The organism is Solihabitans fulvus (assembly GCF_008386585.1).
In the GTDB taxonomy this organism is placed as follows: Bacteria; Actinomycetota; Actinomycetes; order Mycobacteriales; family Pseudonocardiaceae; genus Solihabitans; species Solihabitans fulvus.
The window spans coordinates 62,214-78,445 of the sequence record NZ_VUOB01000075.1; the positions used below are offsets into that span (position 1 = coordinate 62,214).

Below are 16,232 nucleotides of genomic sequence, written 5' to 3' on the forward strand. Positions count from 1 at the left end.
CCAATGTACGAGTTAAGGTACGCTTCGTGCCGAGATAAATCGAACAGCAGTGTTCGGTTTAAGCGGAGGTGGGCGTGGTGGAACCACGGTTCGAGCGGCGTGCGAACGGGCCACCGATCGTGCTGCCGGCGCCGGGCGTGACCTGGATGCGGTCACGATCGCGTGGTGCGAAGGACCGGCCGTTGATCGGTGGTCCGGCCCGCCGTGCCCACGGGCGGCTATCGGGCACACGGCATGCCCGGTTGCTCGATGCCGGGCATGGCCCCATGTCCGACGATCCGGTCCGGGTCGCTGACCTGACCGTGAACTGGTGAACCGGAGGTTGTCATGCCCCTACTAGTCACGGTCGGCGTTGCCGAACTCACCGTCGCGGTGCTGTCGGGGTGGCTGATGGTCCTCGTGGTCCGGGCACCTGCGGTGCTGCGCCGCGCCGGAGTGCGTCAGCTCAAGAGGATCCGCCAGGCGCACCTGGACCTGGTGATGATGGGCGTAATTCAAGTCGCCGTCGGGGCAGCGGTGCAGCCGATGGCCGGGTGGATCGCGGCGTTGATCGCGTTCGGAGCGATCGCTCAGCCGCTGGGTTTCCTGCCGCTGGCCCTGAGACCACAGCTTGTGCGAGCACCTGCGTTCCAGGTGCTCGCGGCGGTCGTGTTCACCGCGACGACCGTGGGCTGGGTCGCGCTGGCCGTCAGGGTGATCACATGAGCCGGTTGCCGTGCGTTTCGGCGAACACTGACAGCGCCACGTCGGGTTGGTAGGCGGTAACGATGCGGTTGGCGGTGTGTCGGAGTGCTTCGACGGCGTGCTGCCGGCCTGCCGGCAGGGTCTGGTGACCGCTGTCGGGAGAAAGCAGTTCGACGACCGCGTCGCGGGTGCAGTCGTGCGTCCCGCAGGCTTTGGCGTCGCGAGTGATCAGGAGTGAATGACCGTTCGTCGCTGCGTATGCGTATGCGTCAGCGGTCAGCGCTGCGAGCAGTCCGATCGGACGTCCGGTGGTGGAGTCGCTCGGCGGGGAGGCGTTCAGCGCCGCCGCGTGCGCGTCCACGAGCATCATGTCCAGTGCGTCGAGTCGTTGCGCCGGCGATGCCTGCTCCAATTCGGCCAGCCGCGTGTGCAGATTCGCCAGCCATGGCAATCCTGGCTGCCTCTCGGCCATGGCGAGGATGGTCCGAAAACACTCGATGAATTGATCCCCTCGGGTGTTCCACCAGGTGAGCTTGCGCTGCCGGTGACCGGCGAGTCCGGCCAGCCCGGGCCATTTGCGCCGGGCGCCCTGTCTGGTCATCCCCGCAGCCTCCCCGATCGCGGGATAGTCGGCGCCGCGTTGCGCCGCCGACAGCGCAGCGGAGGCCGACAGCTGTTCAGCACTGTCTCGGATCGCCAGCAGTGAGGTCAGCGCAGCCAGCCACAACTGCCGCAGGTCGGCGTCCGGCAGATCCGAGCGAGGCTCCGCATCCGGTTCGAGTTCCAGGGTTTCCCGCCCCACCGTCCACGCCAGTTGCTCGATGGCGGCGGTCAGCTTGGCGCGTTGCTCGACAACATCTGTTGTCGGCGTATCGAAGGGATGCACATGAGTCTCTTGGTCATCGGCGGCACGTCGTTCGCTGGGCGCACCATCGTGGAGGACGCCCTCGGCCGGGGACACCAGGTCACGACCCTCAACCGCAGGCTGGCCGGCAAGGACGTCGACGGCGTCGAGACGCTGCACGGTGACCGGTCCACCGACGAGGGTCTCCAGCAACTCGCCGGCCGTGTCTTCGACGCGGTCATCGACCCCAGCGGGCAGGTACCGGCCCACGTGCTGCGCACCGCCCGGGCACTTGCCAAATCCGCACCCTGGCGCTCGAACAGACCTACGGACCGGATGCCTGCATGATCGCGCGCGCCGGATTGATCGTGGGCCCGCACGACAACGTGGGCCAGTTGCCATGGTGGCTCACGAGGATCGCCCAAGGTGGCCAGGTGCTCGCGCCCGGCAATCCCGCCCGCGGGCTGCAACTGATCGATGTGCGCGACCTGTCCGCCTTCGTGCTGGACCAGGCCGAGACGCACGCGGGCGGCATCCACAACGTCGTCCCCGACGCACCGAACACCACAATGGGCCGGCTGCTCGATCACTGCGTGCAGGTTACCGGCTCGAACGCCACACCCGTGTGGATGGACGAAGATTTCCTGTTCTCCCATGGCGTCGCGCCATGGGGCGAGCTCCCGCTGTGGCTGCCCGACGGGCCCGACACCGCCGGATTCTGGGCAGTGTCCGGCGCCAGCGCGACTGCGGCCGGCCTGCGCACCCGGCCGTTTGGCGAGTCCGTACAGGATGTCTGGCAATGGTTGCGAGCGGGCGGCGAAGTCCGGCCCGCACCCGGCGTCCTGCCGTTCGGTCTCTCCCACGAGAAAGAACAGCAGGTGCTCGCGGCCTGGAACTCCCGACCGGCCGCCTATCATCCGGAGGCGGTCAAGGCTTATGCCTGTGAGGCTTGAAAAGTCGGCTGGCTTCGGGACTGGTGTGGTCGATGTCTGTTGTGGTCGATCCGGCGGTCCACTTCTGCAACACCAGCCAAGTCGGGGCGCATCAGCTGCCGGTCGACGGCGCCAGTGGTGAACTCCTTGCGCGGTAGGCACATCCCCGCGAACCACGGCCCCGGCCGCTCAGGCCACCTACGGCACTTCCCAGGCTGCGGCTGCCCGGCCGGACCAGCCCGATCCGGTCATAGTGGTGCAAGGTCCGCACTGATACCCCGGTTTCAGTGGTCGACGCATCCCGCCCTCATCGCGGATCTACCCCCTCGACCAGCGCCCGACCTAACCCCGTGATCTCGTACTCCACGACCCGCCCCACCCGCCGCGAGCCGACCAATCCCGCGGCCCGCAGGGCGCGCAGGTGCTCCGACACCGTCCCGGCCGCCAACCCCAGCCGCCGCGCCAGTGCGGCGGTGTTCGCCGGTTCCACGAGTTCCGCCAGCAGCCGTGCCTTGGCCCTGCCCACTACCCCGGCCAGGTCGGGAGGCGGCTCGGCCGGCCCCTCCCACACCGTGGCCGCGCCCCGCGCCGGATACACCAGCATCGGCGGCCACGGCGGCAGCATCATCACGCCCACCTCTGGCCAGTTGATCGCCCTGGGCGCCAGTATCAGCCCGCGTTCGTCCAGTTCGATGTGCGCGCGGTGGCGCGACCGCACGGTGACCGCGCCTGGCCGGTGGCTGACCGCCGGGTGCAGGTCGGCCAGCACCGCCGCCAGGCCGCCCGCCGCGTATTGCCGGGCGCGGTGCGCGATGTCGGCGGCCAACACGTCCGCGACCCTCGTCCAGATCGGCTCCAGCAACGCCTGCCAACATCGCTCGATCTGCTGCGCCAACAGGTCCCGCGCGGCGGCTGGGTCTCCCACGAGCCGGTTCGGCAGCCGGCGGCCGGCGAACGCGAGCGCCAGTTCCGTGGCGACCTGGTCCGCCGGGGTCTCGCGCAGCCGGTCGAGCTGCTGCGCCAGGGTCGTGTCCTGGCCGGCCGGCGGCGGAGACAGGAAGTCGGGGAAGTAGTCCCGCCCCGTGATCGTCGCGACGAGCTCAGCCGCGTCCAGGCCGGCCAGCGTCGCGTGGGCGGTGCTCGCCCACGCGCGGTGCAACGGCGCTCGGTCCGGCATCGCGGCGGCACGCACCGCGCCCAGCGTCTCCTCCGCCGGCACGACGGCGAACCTGACCCGCTGCGCCCCGACAGACCCGAACGTCAACTCCAACACGGCCGCTCCAGGATTCGGAATATTCCGAATCTATACGGTCCGCACCGCGACCCGACAAGCCTTGGCGCATGCCCCGACTGATCGCCCACTCTGGCTTCTGGCGCTGGTCCGCCGCCGCGCAGCTCGCCCGGCTCCCGTCCGCGATGGCCCCGCTCGCCCTCACCGCCGCAGCCGAGTCCGTCTTGGGCTCGGCGTCCTTCGGCGGCGTCCTCGTGGCGACATGGGTGGTCGCCGAGGTGGTGTGCTCGGTGCCGGCGGGCCGCCTGCTCGACCGCGTCGGCGTCGCGCGCGGCGCGCGGATCCTGTTGCTGGCCAAGGGAGTCGCCTACGCAGGTCTGCTGGTGGCTCTGCTGAGCCGCTCGCCGTCCGCAGCCCTCGTGGCGGCCGCGGTGACCGGTGCGGTGGAGGCTGGGGTGCCCGGCGGGTTCCGGGCGATGCTGTCCGGCGTCGTGGGGGAGCCCCTGGTGCCGCGTGCGGTGGCCGTCAACGCGATGGTCACGGACGTGGTCATTGTGCTGGGTCCGGTCCTGGTGGCGGCTCTCGCGCTGGCCGGAACGCCGGCCCCGCTACTGGCCGTCGTCGCCGCCTCGGCCTGCGCCGCACTGGCGGTGCCGCGTGTCGCGAACCCGCCCGCGACCCGGCGTATCGGAAGCGGTCGAGGGCTGGTGCGCCCGCTGCTGGGCTGGGCGGTCGCGGGGTTCGCGGTGGGACACCTGTGCAGCGCCGTCGAGGTCGCCGCGCTGCCCCTGGCTCACCGTCTCGGCGCGGGCGAGGCGGGAGCCTCGGCCCTGGTCGCGGTGTTCTGCTGCGCCAGCATCGCGGGCTCGCTGGGCTACGCGGTCCTGTCGGCGGCCGGCTCCGCGCGGCTGGCCGCCGCCCTGCTGGCGGTGATGGGCGCCGGGGGAGCGGTGGCGGCGACCGGACCGGGCTGGGCGTGGCTGATGCTCGGGCTCGTGATCGCGGGCGTCTGCGTGGGGCCGGTGCTGACCATCAACTCCGTGCTGGCCGAACGCCTGATGCCCGAGCACCGGCGCGCCGAGGGCTTCGCGGTCCTCAACACCGCCCAGGGCTTGGGTTTCGCGGCCGGATCGCTGACTCTGGCCGCCCTGCCGGCGACGGCGGTGGGCCTACTCGCCTCGGCGACCCCGTTCGCCGCCGCATTCGTCCTGCTGCGCTCCCGGGCCGGACGCCGTACCCACGTGCTCGATCACCTCGCCGGACCCGAGGTCGAGGCCGAACACCGCCACGCGTGAGGTGGCCTGGCTGCGTCGTCATGAGGACGAGGATGACGACCTCTTCGAGGACTGGCGCATTACGAGTCGCTCGATGCCGTGGCCGGAATGTGCTGTGACACAAGGCATGTCCGGCTGGATGCCGGGCGTTCACACTGAACGCGCTGGAGCCGGTGATCATGCCCTGATCCGGATAGCCCAACCAGACCCCACGTCAGCACGTCCGACCAGGTTCTGACGCGGCACACGGGCCGAGGCCGCCACGGTAAACGGCCCGTTCAGGGTCGATAGCGCAGGTTGGCCCGCGGTGAGCGGGCGCTGAGCAGGTTGCAGACGGGAGTCCTCGGATTATTGCTGCCGAGGACCTGTGGCTGTGCCTGGTAGCTGATCGTGGTGGCCGTGGTGATCGGGGTGAGCGCGCTGGCCAGGCCGGCATCCGCGGGGCCGGAGTAGCGGGCGACGCCGTTGGCGTCGGTGACAGCGCCCCCCGCGTCGACGGGGTCGCCGCCGCCCGGAGGGATGCCGTCGAACGCGATCCGCACACCGCCGACTCCACGACCGCCAGAGGTCAGCGTGGCTGACACATTCAGCTGGATCTCCGCATTGACGGGACCCGAGCCGGTCCGCTGCGCCGTGCCCTCGGTCGCGGTCAACGTGGTGTCGCACCCCGAGTCGCACCCCGCGACCGGGACGGGCATGAGCAGGCCGATGGCCGCCAGCAGTCCGAGACGGCACCTACGAACCGGGGCCATCGGCGCCTCCTCCATCGTTGGACGTGAACGCGGTGAGCCCGAAGGACACGGCGATGCCGGGCAGTCGGGCGTCCTCCCGGGGAGCGATTGTGATCGATGAGCGGGAAGAGGAACTTCCTCGCGCCCGCGTCACCGGATGGCGGCAGCACCACGTTGCCTGCGAGTCCGCGCTCCGGCCGCGGGAGGCGCCAGCCGACCACCCCGGGATCGGCCGTGACGTGGCAGGCTCCCATCGTGACACCGAACATCTCGATCTGAGCACGCCGACGACTCGCGTCGTCACCTCGGGCACGTGCGAGACAGTCCCGGTGGCCGGATTGCTGGGCGAGATGTTGATCGCGTGATCGTACAGCGGCGGCGGCACCCCGGTGCCGGAACTTCAACGCTTTGACGTGGAGGCGCGCGTCGGGAGTCGCCCTCGGATCCCGTGCAGAGCGCCCGGTCGGGGCAGGGGCCGGCGTTTCATCAGGTCGCGATGCCGCCGCGGGATGGTGTCCGGGCTGACCAGCAGACGCAGTCGGCGCAGCGTCGCTCGGAACAGCGGCACGAGAAGTGCGGCGAGCAACGCCTGATCCTCGGGTGGTAGTCGTGGGTGTTGATCACCGAGTTGCCGTTGCAGGAGGTTGATGGACACGGCTCGCGAGGCGGTCCTGGAGCCGGGCGTGTCGGAACTGGTACACCGCGCCGGCCTGTCGCAGCACGCCACGGCGGTGGGCGTCGTCAACGAACCGGGTCAGCCGAAGTGGTGTCTGCCCGCGCAGGGCCAGCCAGGTTCGGGCGAGGACGAAGGCGCCCCATGACCGGCACGGGGCGACCGTGAGCCCGACCGCGAGCCCGAACAGCGCCCCGGCCACCAGCGCGGCGGCCATGGGGGTGTGATGAGGCATGGCCGTGCCTGCGACGGCGGCGCCAGCCAGCCCGTAGCCGAGGCTCCCCGGCCGTCGAAACGCGAACCAGCCGAGCAGCGCCGTCACCAGGCCGGCCGGCAGCGCGCGTCCGAGATAGAAGGCCTCGCCATCGAAGGTCTCGCCGACGGCACCGGCACTGGGGGTCTGCCGACTCGCCCCGAGGGCTACCGCGTAGAAGATGCCCAGCGACAGCGCGAAGGACAGGGTGTACGACAGCGTCGCGACGCGGTCCTGTTTCTGTTCCGTGGCCGGGCTGGCTACTTGTTGGGCGTCGGCGGGCGTGTCCAGCCATACGTGCAGACCGATGCCGAACCCGAACACCGCCACGAGCAGGAACACCACACCGATCGGGAGTGACCAGGCGAACCCGAACGCGAGGGCGATCAGCAGGCCGATCGCGAAGCGACCGAGGAATCGGGTGATGGTGCCCCGGAATCGCACCTCGACCCGCAGTGGCCCCGGCCGCGTGCCCAGCCCGTTGGCGAGGCAGGCGGCCACGGCGGTGGACAGCCCGTCGATCACGCCGACAACCGGGCCGCCCGCGAGGAGGCCGGCCAGCGCGAACATGAGCGCGGACGGCAACCCGAGCACGATTCCCCTGGTAACCGGGGGAATCGCCGCAACAAGACGCCACCAGGCGAGGTCCCGGGTGTGCAGGCGCTGGGCATGGTTGGCGAGGAAGGCCAGCCACTGTTGAGCCTGGGCCGGGTGGTAGCCGAGCAGGGCGGCCGACCGGTGTCCCGGCGGCGGTGGCCGCGTGGCGTAGACGGCGGGCACGAACGAGTCGAGCAGGTGTTCCTCGATCGTTGCCCGGTCCGGAAAGCGTGTCGTGTCACAGAGTTCGGTCGGATCGCTGGCCGGTTGAGCGTAGGCCGTGCGGACCAGGTCCACCATCAACGGGGTGGACAGCGTGTCGGCGAGCGGGCCGTGCCGGTGCTGTCTCAGGTGCTCCACGACCGGCTGCCAGCGGACGTCGCCGACCTGCTGCCGCGCGATGAGGAACGTGATGGCGTCGTCGAGTTCGACGGGTTCGATCTCGACCACGGCAGCCCTGGCGAGGATGGTGCCTCCGTGCCGGACCGCCTGTTCGTATTCGGCGCTGCGGCAGGTCACCACGAGTGGGCGGCCGCCGGCTATCGCTCGGTCGAGCGCGTCCACCGCCGCCGCGTGAAGCCCCGGCGGGGTCTCGTCGAGACCGTCGAGCACCGGCAGCACCCGACCCTCTCGGACCAGCCGCATGGCGGCCTCCGGTCCGTAGGTGGCAGCGTTGGCCAGACCTGGATACTCCTCAACCAGCTTGCCGGCGAGCCAGGTGTGCAGGTGCTGGCGGTGGGGATCCCAGGACGACAGCGGCAGCAACACCGGCGTCGCCTCATCCGGCATCCGGTCGCCAAGGAGCCCGAGGGTCAACAGGATCGCCAGCACCGTCTTGCCAGCACCGGGTTCGCCGAGCACCACCAGTTGACGCGCGGGAAGCCGCCGGAACTCCACCAGCACGTCCGTGAGGTCACCGCGCAGTTTCAGCGGCTCCGGTCGGCCTTCGCCGCCTTCCTCGCCGAGCACGGCGGACGCCGCCGCGGCCACCGGCCGGCCCGTGCTGGACCACCACACCCGCACCGGTTCCGGCCGTTGCAGGGACCGCAGTTCGACCTCCGCCGTCCACTGCCGGCCAACCGCCGTCGCCAGATCCGTCATCGCCCGGTCGACGCGATCTGCCGAAGGCTCGCCGGCCTGACTTGCCGCCGGAGCAGAAAGTTGTTGTGCCGCAAGGAGAGGCCTGGCCAACTCGACGTCACCACGCAGGATCCGCTCGTGCAGCTCCCGCAGTTCCGTGCCGGGATCGATGCCGAGTTCCTCCGCGAGCTGCCGACGGGTGTCCTGGAAGACAGCCAGCGCGTCGGCCCGGCGACCGGCTCGATGCAGGGCGAGCATCAGCAGCGCCCGCAACCGCTCCCGCAGCGGATACGCACCGACCAGGGGGATGAGTTCTGCGATGGCCGCCGTGTGCTCACCGAGGTCGAGGCTGGTCTGCGCGCGCAGTTCGAGGGCGCTCAACTGGTGCTCGCGCAACCGCTGCCGCTCCGTGTCGATCAGCGAACCGCCCAGTCCGCCGAACGGGTCACCGCGCCACAGCACCAGCGCCGCGTCGATCTCCGCCGCTGACGCCGTCAGATCGCCGCATCTGCGGTGTTCTCCCGCGAGCGTGAGGTGGTGCTCGAACACGGCGGCGTCGAACTGGGCAGGGTCGCCGCGCAGCAGATACCCCGCGTCCTCGGACACCAGCACGACGTCCGGATCGCCGGGCCCGCACCCCGGTTGCAGTGTCTGACGAAGGCGGCTGACGTAGGTCTGCACGGCGTTTCGAGCGCCTCGCGGCGGGTTTTCCTCCCATACCGCGTCAATGATCGCCGTAACAGGTACCGGTTTGTTCAGGTGCAGCAACAGAATCGCCAGCACGGCCTGTAGTTTGGCCTGCCGCAGCTCGATCTCTCGCCCAGCTCGCCCCACCGTGATCTGCCCCAGCACGCAATAACTGAACCCATCGTTGGTCACAAACCCTCCCCGGCCGTGAACCCGACAACCGTAGGTGCCTTCGAGCCGCCGAAACTAGCACCGAACGGGCGAATGCCTCGAACCGGCGACCAGCCGAGACAGCGTCGTGACAGCGATGTGTACGGGACAGGCGACACGGTTCACCGGCACATCGACGGCGTCTGCAATGCCGACAGGGTCACCATTCACGGTTCGACGGCGAGCCAGCGACACGCCTTCGTGTGCGCACTGATACGTATGTCACGAAAGGAGAGTCTTGATGCTGTACATCAGGCGTCAGATCGCTCGACTGGCTCTGGTTCTCGTCGCCGTTGCCACTCTCGTGGGTTTGGCCCCGGCAGTGGCCGGAGCCGCGACAACCGATACCAACGACACGGCGTCGATCTCGTTCGACACCCCCGCCGGCGTCCTGGCCGACGACAACGCGGTGGCCGTCGCCGGAGCCGTTCAGGCCGACTGCGGATGGATCACGTGCACGGTCCGACTCGACCGCAACTGGACGAGAAACGCGCAGTCCGCGGCCTTTATCGTGGAACATGGTGCAGCGCTGTGCCGGTTCATCCCCAATGGTGCCGTTGCGTCAGCGTGCGAGGCCTTCGTTCGATGGAAGGCCGGACAGTTCGCGAGCAAGGCACACGTGTACTACTCACACGGCAACTGCTTGGGAATCAAGATCCCCATCCCTGCCCCGGCTCTCGCCTACCCGGTATCCGTGGCGCACGGTTACAAGAATTGCAGGTAGGCGGGCTTGGGTCGGTCCGGTGGGCGGCGGCCCGTTTAGTTGACACCCAAACCCGCTGTGCCATAGGACTTGAGCGATCACGGTAGTTGTCGTCGAGACTCCCGGTCCGTCAGGACAGGTGAGGGCCGGGAGTCTCGACGAGAAGGAACACCATGAGCCCTTCGACGCACGGCGACATCAATCGGCGGGCCCGGCTCGCCGACATACTCCCGCCGACATACTCCCTGAGCTGACAAGGATTCCGCCCGTGCACAAGCCCCGCCAGTCGCGGCGTGTCGTCCCGCCGCGCCGCATCGCCAGGACGGCGCTGGCCGTCCTCGCCCTCGGCGCCCTTGCCGGTGGCATGCTCGCCTCGTCAAGCCCGGCCCTCGCCCAACCGTTCTGGTCTTCGAGTGCCTTCAACAGTGTGACCCTGTCCAGCCACCCCGACTGGATGAGTCAGGTGCCCGACCCGACCGGCCTCGGCGCCCTGTCCATCCCCGGCACGCACGACACCCTGGCCATCCACGGCGGCCTGGCCCCGTGGGCGTATGAGGCCCAGGAGAACCACGGCGACAGCGCCGCCACCCTCACCGCGCAACTGGACGCCGGCATCCGAGCCATCGACATCCGGGTGCGCGTGATCGGCGACGCGTTCGCCATTCACCACGCCGACGTCTACCAGTACGCGAACTTCGACGACGTGCTTGCCCGCGCGCAGTCCTTTCTCAACGCAGAACCCACCGAGACGATCCTGCTCAACCTGCACGGCGAGTGCGACGCGGACACCACCGAGGGCGGTAGCGGGAGCTCCTCGATCGGTCGCTGCGCCGACGATCCGTCCAACACCACCCAGGCCGACCGGATCGCCATCTTCACCGGCTACCTCGCCCGCTACCCGGGGTTGTTCTACGCGCCAACGGTCACCGGCAACAGCACCTCCGCCATGCCCACCCTCGGCCAGGTTCGCGGCCGCATCGTGCTGACCGACTTCACCGGGCCGCGCGGCCAGATCTATCCCGGTTTCGGCCTGACGCAGCTGACCGTCGGAGACAACAGCGGCCGCGTCGAGAACGACTGGAAACAGTGCGACCTCGCGGAGAAATGGCGGGAGGCGGAGGCCAACCTGGTCAACGCCAACGAAGACCATTCCGGCGCGCTGTACATCACCTACACCTCGGCCAACTGTGCCCCGCTTGGCGCAGGCCCAGCCGACATGGCCGGCGGCTACTTTGGGGGCACCGGGGAGAACCAGCGCCTGCTCGACTACCTCGACACCAGCAGCCCTACCCACACCGGTCTGCTCAGGATGGACTACCCCGGGTACGCGCTTGTCGCCGCCATCATCGACCGCAACCCAACCTGTCCCTGAGTTCCGTTGACGAGGCCCGCAGGAGCCACGACCGTCAATGCGGTGGCTCCTGTGGTGTGTCGAGGACGGTTGTCCTCCTTGTGGTGGCCCACGAACCCTCGGTGACGCTGCTGCGCCGGCTGAACAACCGCTCCCACAAGGGCCCTGAGCACCACACAAGCGCGACTCAGAACATCCCGCCACCGGCGTGCAGGGCCTGGCCGGTGATCCAGCGACCGGCGTCGGAGGCCAGAAAGGCGACCACATCGGCGATGTCGGAGGGCTCGGCGAGCCTGCCGAAAGGGGATTTCGGCGGCGACCGCGGCGAGCTTCTCCGGTGGCATGGCCGCGACCTTTTCGGTGCGGGTCGGGCCGGGCCGGACGCTGTTCACGGTGATGCGGCGATCCGCGAGCTCGGTCGCCAGCACCCGGACCAGCTGATCGCCCGCAGCTTTGCTCGCCGCGTACAGGCCGGCGTTCGCGCGCGGCACCGCCGCCGCGCCGCTGGAGATGACGATGATCCGGCCTTCGTCCACCACGCGTCCGGCCGCTGCGCGCAAGGTGGCGAAGGCGGCTCTGGTGTTGGCGTCGAAGACCCGGTCGTAGTCGGCGTCGGTGGCTTGGGCGAGCGGAGCGAAGTGGGTGACGGCGGCACAGTGCACCACCACATGCGGGTCGCCGTAGGACTCTCGTGCGACGTCGAAGACCCGGTTGACCTGCTCGGGCACGGCGACGTCGGCGTGCGCTGCGGTCGCCTCGCCGCCCGCCGCGCGGATGGCGGTCACGACGGACTCGGCCGCCTCGGCGTCGGAACGGTAGTTGACCACGACTCTGGCTCCTGTCGAGCCCAGCCGCTCGGCGACGGCGCGGCCGATGCCGTGGGCGGCACCGGTGACGATGACGGTCGGAATGTGTGACACGCGGTGTCTCCCTGAAGGACGCGGAAGGTTGGCGAATTGCCTTGTCGCAACGACGTTATGCGGCGACAATGATCCGGACCATGGTGGATTGTGCCCAAAACATGCTCGAACGGATCACCGGAAGAGTGTGATGGGCAGCGATCCCCTCAGCGATACGGTCGCCGCCCTGACTACGGCGCCCGCGCTGTCGGTCCACATCCGCGCCCGTGCGCCCTGGAGTCTGAGATTCGGTGGACGGCGGGGATTCGGCTTCCATGTGGTCGTGTCCGGCGAATGTCTGCTGGTTCGCGACGACGCCGATCCACTCCCGCTGCAAGCCGGGGACGTCGTGCTGATGCCCAGCGGGGCGGTCCACGCCCTCGCGGACGCGCCCGACACGGAGAGCCTCAACCTGGTCGTCGACCGCCGCATCGACCGGGTGGGAGTGGGTGGTGACGGCGCGGAGACCGTCGTGGTCTCCGGGGCTTACCGCATCGAATCAGGCAGGCGGCACCCGCTGCTCGCCGACCTCCCCGATGTGGTCCACCTGTCCGGCGGCCGGGACCGTCGGCTGCACGCCGTCACCGCACTGCTCAGTGCGGAGATCACGTCGCGGGATCCGGGCGGCGAAGCCATCGTGGCGGCGCTGGTCGACGTCCTCCTGGTCTACATCCTGCGGGCCTGGTACGACGGCAGATCCACGGGTTGGACCGCCGCGATGGCCGATCCGGCGACTGGTCACATCCTGCAGCGAATGCATTCCCGGCCCGCCGAGTCCTGGACCGTGGACCGCCTGGCCGCCGAGGCCGGTTTGGCCAGGGCCACCTTCACCCGCCGCTTCACCAGGCTCGTCGGCGAGCCGCCCCTCACCTATCTCACCCGCTGGCGAATGATCACGGCGGCACGCCTTCTTCGCGGCGACCGCACCCCGCTGGCCACCGTCGCCCGGCACGTCGGCTACACCTCGGAATTCGCCTTCGCCAAAGCCTTCAAACGCGAGTACGGAATCGCCCCGGGCACCTACCGCAGCGAGCACAGAGGCTAGGAGCGTGTCGATCCTGTCGCTGCTGACGATCCGCACCCGCGAACCCCGCCCGGCAGCACCCAAGCGGCGGCACCTGCTGACGGAGATGCGCGACGGCCTGGCCTGGATCCTGAAGACACCGATCCTGCGATGGCTGGCGCTCATCGGGTTCTGCTGCAACTTCTCGATGATCACCGTCTGGACGATGTTCCTGTTCTACGGGGCCAACGACCTGCACCTGGCCCTGGCGACACTGGCCGCAGTAGTCACCGCAGTGGCGTGGCGATTACTGGGACGTCCTCGACAGGGCCTTGACCTTGCCCTGCGGGGCAAGGTTTAGCGTTCTTCGAGGTGGGAGTTATGCGGATCAGTGAACTTGCCCGCCGGGCGGGCGTGACGACCAAGGCGGTGCGCTATTACGAATCGCTGGGATTGCTCATGCCCAAGCGGCTTGCCAACGGCTACCGAGATTACAACGAGCACGACGTACGACTCACGCAGGAGATCCGGGCGCTCGGCAGCCTCGGAATTCCCGTTGAGCGCACCCGGCCGTTCCTGGACTGCCTCACAGCTGGCCATCGACACGCCGACGACTGCCCAGCCTCACTGGCCGGGTACCAGGACGCAATCGACGAGCTCACGCGGCACATCGAAGGACTGACCACACGCCGAACGGTACTGATCGCGCACCTACAGGAGGCCGCCTACCGCAATAGCCGCGTCTCACCGGTCAACGAAAAAGAGGATCTGATGACTGACCACACGAGCGTGCCCGCTGGCCTGCCCGTCCCCAAGGACGACGGTGCGGCCACTCATCTACCCGGGATGAAGGTGCCACAGCTGGAACTTCAGGGTACCGGCGGTGCGACGATCCGCATCGACGCGCTCGGCGCGGGCCGGACGGTGATCTACATTTACCCACTCACCGGCCGCCCCGGCACCGACCTGCCCGACGGCTGGGACTCGATCCCCGGAGCGCGCGGCTGCACTCCCGAGGCATGCGGCTTCCGCGACCACTATCAGGAACTGCTCGCCGCCGGCGCGGGCCGCCTGTTCGGCCTGTCAAGCCAGGACACCGACTATCAACGCGAGGTCGTCGAGCGGCTCCACCTGCCGTTCCCAATGCTCTCTGACCCCGCGCGGAGCCTGGCCCAGGCGCTCAATCTGCCCACGTTCGACGCTGGCGGGCAGACGCTGTACAGGCGGCTGACTTTGATCATCCACGACGACGTGATCGAGCATGTCTTCTATCCGATCTTCCCACCGAACGAGCATGCCGACCAGGTCCTGGCCTGGCTACGGAGCAACCCCCTGTAGCGGTCGGCGTTCCGCGGAGGGCATAGCGTCGGCGTTCTATGGTCTCCGTCCATGCTCGGTACTTCTGTGGAGGCGTCGTGCGTGCCGGCATCGTGGTCACCGCTCACCCCGGCGTGGCAGAACTCGCCGTGCAGGCCGAGGAGTTGGGTTTCAGCAGCTTCTGGGTTTACGACACGCCGATGGTGCATGGTGATCCGTTCGTGGCGCTTGGCCTCTGTGCGCAGGCAACCAGCCGGATCAAGCTCGGTGTCGGGGTGACGTCACCGGCGTTGCGGTCCGCGCCGGCCGCCGCGAGCGGATTCGCCAGTCTCAACGCGCTGGCACCGGGTCAGGTCGTCTGCGGTATCGGTACTGGGAACAGTGCCCGGAGCACTCTGGGCATGCCGCCGACCAGGGCGGCTGAGCTGGAGACGTTCACCGCCGCGTTGCAGGACCTGTGCGCCGTCGAGTACCGCGAGGGCGATCGGTTCGGTGGCGTCCGGTTCCTGCATGCCGGGCAGCAGGTGAACACGACCGACTCGATCGAGTTCCTGGTGGCCGCGCTGGGGCCGAAGGCTGCTGCCGCCGCCGGGCGCCGTGCCGCCGGTCTCGTCACGGGACCTGATCACGCCGTCGCTGATGGACCAGCTGACCCTGGTCGGGACCCGGGACGACCTCCTTGCCCGCATCGCCACTCTGGAGGATGCCGGGGCCGACGAGATCGTCGTCCAGCCGGTGGCCGACCCACCGGCGGAGATGGCCGAGTTCGCCAAGCTCATCGTTGCTGCCGGAGCGTAGCCAGCATGGGTACGAGGCCCTCGCATGTGATCGAGTAGTGCGGACAGCAGCTTGTCGGTTGATCAAGTCGCGCGGAAACTCCAGGTCGTTCTATCGAGCTTGGTCATGTTCACGCGGAAGGTGCGGAAGGTATAGCGCCGCAAAGGTTTCCACGTCGCCGACGGCCGCACCCGTCATAGCGCTGAAGGGTCGGCCGCAGGCCCAGGCCGCCCGATTAGGCGAGAGATGCTTGGTAGCACTGGAAAGCGCGTTGGCACCGAACTCGCTCCAGCGCGTCTCGCTGACGCGACGAACTGCCCGATGCCCAAGTCGAACCCGGGTACTACCCCGCCTCCGTGCTGCGGACCGGGCGCTACTCGTCGAACGACACCGGCATGGTGATCTTCGCGCGGTACCAGGACAAGCACCACCAGGCCTCTGACCGCGCCTTCGGTCAGGGCATGGTCAATAGTTCTGCGATCACCGCCGTGCCGGGCGCGTGTCTACCGCCCGGCCCGGCCAGCACGGTCACCTCGTCGGGTCGCAGTACCGTGCCGCAGTGCGCGCACGTGACGACCGGGGTGATCTCCTCGCCGCACACCTCATGCACCAGCCGCATGGGCACGCCGTCGACGGCCAGGTGGTGATCGCCCCAGGCCAGCAGACTGATCACCACCCCGTACAACCCGGTTCCGGACTCAGTAAGCGAGTACTCGTACCGAACCGGATTGCGCTGGTAGGCCTCCCGCTCGACCAACCCGGACGCCATCAGCCGCTCGAGGCGCTCGGTCAGGATGTTCGTGGCCACGCCGAGATCGCGGACCAGTTGTTCGAACCGGTTCACCCCGAGGAACAGGTCACGCAGCACCAGCAGCGTCCACGGGTCGGCAATCAGGCCCGCGGTGCGGGCGACCGAGCAGGCCATGGTGGCGAAGCGGTCCCTGTTCATGCCGTCAGCATAGTTACTTGCAAGTCGCAACTCACTC

Annotated in this window: 17 protein-coding genes and 2 pseudogenes; 12 read left to right on the top strand and 7 right to left on the bottom strand. The window is 69.1% G+C overall.

The features are described from left to right. Positions 1 to 327 precede the first annotated feature (327 nt). A complete protein-coding gene (locus F0L68_RS35700; protein ID WP_149854319.1) occupies positions 328 to 705 on the top strand; it encodes a hypothetical protein in 378 nt (125 codons plus the stop codon). On the opposite strand, the gene F0L68_RS35705 is transcribed toward F0L68_RS35700, so the two are convergent. Continuing rightward, the gene (locus F0L68_RS35705) at positions 698 to 1,570 is read right to left on the bottom strand and encodes a hypothetical protein (protein WP_149854320.1); all 873 of its coding nucleotides are present in this window, start codon (positions 1,568 to 1,570) and stop codon (positions 698 to 700) included. The genes F0L68_RS35700 and F0L68_RS35705 overlap by 8 nt on opposite strands. Here F0L68_RS35705 and F0L68_RS35710 point away from each other — a divergent pair, their 5' ends adjacent. Beyond that, positions 1,571 to 1,876, top strand: a complete 306-nt coding sequence (locus F0L68_RS35710) for an NAD-dependent epimerase/dehydratase family protein (RefSeq protein WP_149854321.1) — start codon at positions 1,571 to 1,573, stop codon at positions 1,874 to 1,876. Further along, positions 1,873 to 2,481, top strand: coding sequence for a Rossmann-fold NAD(P)-binding domain-containing protein (locus F0L68_RS35715; RefSeq protein ID WP_149854322.1), 609 nt, complete (start codon positions 1,873 to 1,875; stop codon positions 2,479 to 2,481). Before F0L68_RS35710 ends, F0L68_RS35715 begins: the two co-directional genes overlap by 4 nt. Before the next feature lie 91 nt (positions 2,482 to 2,572). Here F0L68_RS35715 and F0L68_RS44960 read toward each other — a convergent pair. Continuing rightward, positions 2,573 to 2,737: pseudogene (locus tag F0L68_RS44960) on the bottom strand (hypothetical protein); the annotation flags it as partial. Positions 2,738 to 2,767: 30 nt separating this feature from the next. Beyond that, positions 2,768 to 3,733, bottom strand: coding sequence for a DUF5937 family protein (locus F0L68_RS35725; protein ID WP_149854324.1), 966 nt, complete (start codon positions 3,731 to 3,733; stop codon positions 2,768 to 2,770). Between the two features lie 68 nt (positions 3,734 to 3,801). On the opposite strand from F0L68_RS35725, the gene F0L68_RS35730 reads away from it, so the two are divergent. After that, positions 3,802 to 4,986, top strand: a complete 1,185-nt coding sequence (locus F0L68_RS35730; RefSeq protein ID WP_149854325.1) for an MFS transporter — start codon at positions 3,802 to 3,804, stop codon at positions 4,984 to 4,986. Between the two features lie 257 nt (positions 4,987 to 5,243). On the opposite strand, the gene F0L68_RS35735 is transcribed toward F0L68_RS35730, so the two are convergent. Further along, entirely contained in the window at positions 5,244 to 5,717 is a 474-nt protein-coding gene (locus F0L68_RS35735; RefSeq protein ID WP_149854326.1) for a hypothetical protein, read from the bottom strand. Positions 5,718 to 5,806: 89 nt separating this feature from the next. Here F0L68_RS35735 and F0L68_RS35740 point away from each other — a divergent pair, with 89 nt between their 5' ends. Then, positions 5,807 to 6,061, top strand: a complete 255-nt coding sequence (locus tag F0L68_RS35740; RefSeq protein WP_149854327.1) for a hypothetical protein — start codon at positions 5,807 to 5,809, stop codon at positions 6,059 to 6,061. A gap of 255 nt (positions 6,062 to 6,316) precedes the next feature. Here the strand turns inward: F0L68_RS35740 and F0L68_RS35745 are convergent, their stop codons facing one another. Further along, entirely contained in the window at positions 6,317 to 9,178 is a 2,862-nt protein-coding gene (locus F0L68_RS35745) for an AfsR/SARP family transcriptional regulator (protein WP_149854328.1), read from the bottom strand. 259 nt (positions 9,179 to 9,437) lie between these two features. On the opposite strand from F0L68_RS35745, the gene F0L68_RS35750 reads away from it, so the two are divergent. Both F0L68_RS35750 and F0L68_RS35755 read left to right on the top strand, forming a co-directional pair. Beyond that, complete coding sequence (locus F0L68_RS35750; RefSeq protein WP_149854329.1) at positions 9,438 to 9,920, top strand: hypothetical protein; 483 nt, start codon at positions 9,438 to 9,440, stop codon at positions 9,918 to 9,920. Positions 9,921 to 10,167: 247 nt separating this feature from the next. Then, positions 10,168 to 11,271, top strand: coding sequence for a phosphatidylinositol-specific phospholipase C domain-containing protein (locus F0L68_RS35755; RefSeq protein WP_149854330.1), 1,104 nt, complete (start codon positions 10,168 to 10,170; stop codon positions 11,269 to 11,271). Here the strand turns inward: F0L68_RS35755 and F0L68_RS45560 are convergent. After that, a complete protein-coding gene (locus F0L68_RS45560; protein WP_438672344.1) occupies positions 11,214 to 12,170 on the bottom strand; it encodes an SDR family NAD(P)-dependent oxidoreductase in 957 nt (318 codons plus the stop codon). The genes F0L68_RS35755 and F0L68_RS45560 overlap by 58 nt on opposite strands. 130 nt (positions 12,171 to 12,300) lie before the next feature. Between F0L68_RS45560 and F0L68_RS35765 the strand changes: the two genes are divergently transcribed. From F0L68_RS35765 to F0L68_RS43905, 5 genes and pseudogenes are all read left to right on the top strand, one after another. Next, positions 12,301 to 13,194 (top strand): AraC family transcriptional regulator, encoded by an 894-nt coding sequence (locus F0L68_RS35765; protein ID WP_149854331.1) that lies wholly within the window; start codon positions 12,301 to 12,303, stop codon positions 13,192 to 13,194. 4 nt (positions 13,195 to 13,198) lie between these two features. After that, positions 13,199 to 13,513 carry a hypothetical protein gene (locus F0L68_RS35770; RefSeq protein ID WP_188317009.1) on the top strand — a complete coding sequence of 105 codons (315 nt, stop codon included), beginning with the start codon at positions 13,199 to 13,201 and terminating at the stop codon, positions 13,511 to 13,513. A 20-nt stretch (positions 13,514 to 13,533) separates the two neighbouring features. Then, a complete protein-coding gene (locus F0L68_RS35775; RefSeq protein ID WP_149854332.1) occupies positions 13,534 to 14,490 on the top strand; it encodes a redoxin family protein in 957 nt (318 codons plus the stop codon). A gap of 38 nt (positions 14,491 to 14,528) precedes the next feature. Continuing rightward, a pseudogene (locus F0L68_RS35780) lies at positions 14,529 to 15,038 on the top strand (LLM class flavin-dependent oxidoreductase); the annotation flags it as partial. A 70-nt stretch (positions 15,039 to 15,108) separates the two neighbouring features. After that, positions 15,109 to 15,267, top strand: coding sequence for a hypothetical protein (locus F0L68_RS43905; RefSeq protein WP_223199444.1), 159 nt, complete (start codon positions 15,109 to 15,111; stop codon positions 15,265 to 15,267). A 433-nt stretch (positions 15,268 to 15,700) separates the two neighbouring features. Here the strand turns inward: F0L68_RS43905 and F0L68_RS35785 are convergent, their stop codons facing one another. Then, positions 15,701 to 16,195, bottom strand: coding sequence for a winged helix-turn-helix transcriptional regulator (locus tag F0L68_RS35785; RefSeq protein WP_149854333.1), 495 nt, complete (start codon positions 16,193 to 16,195; stop codon positions 15,701 to 15,703). Positions 16,196 to 16,232 lie beyond the last annotated feature (37 nt).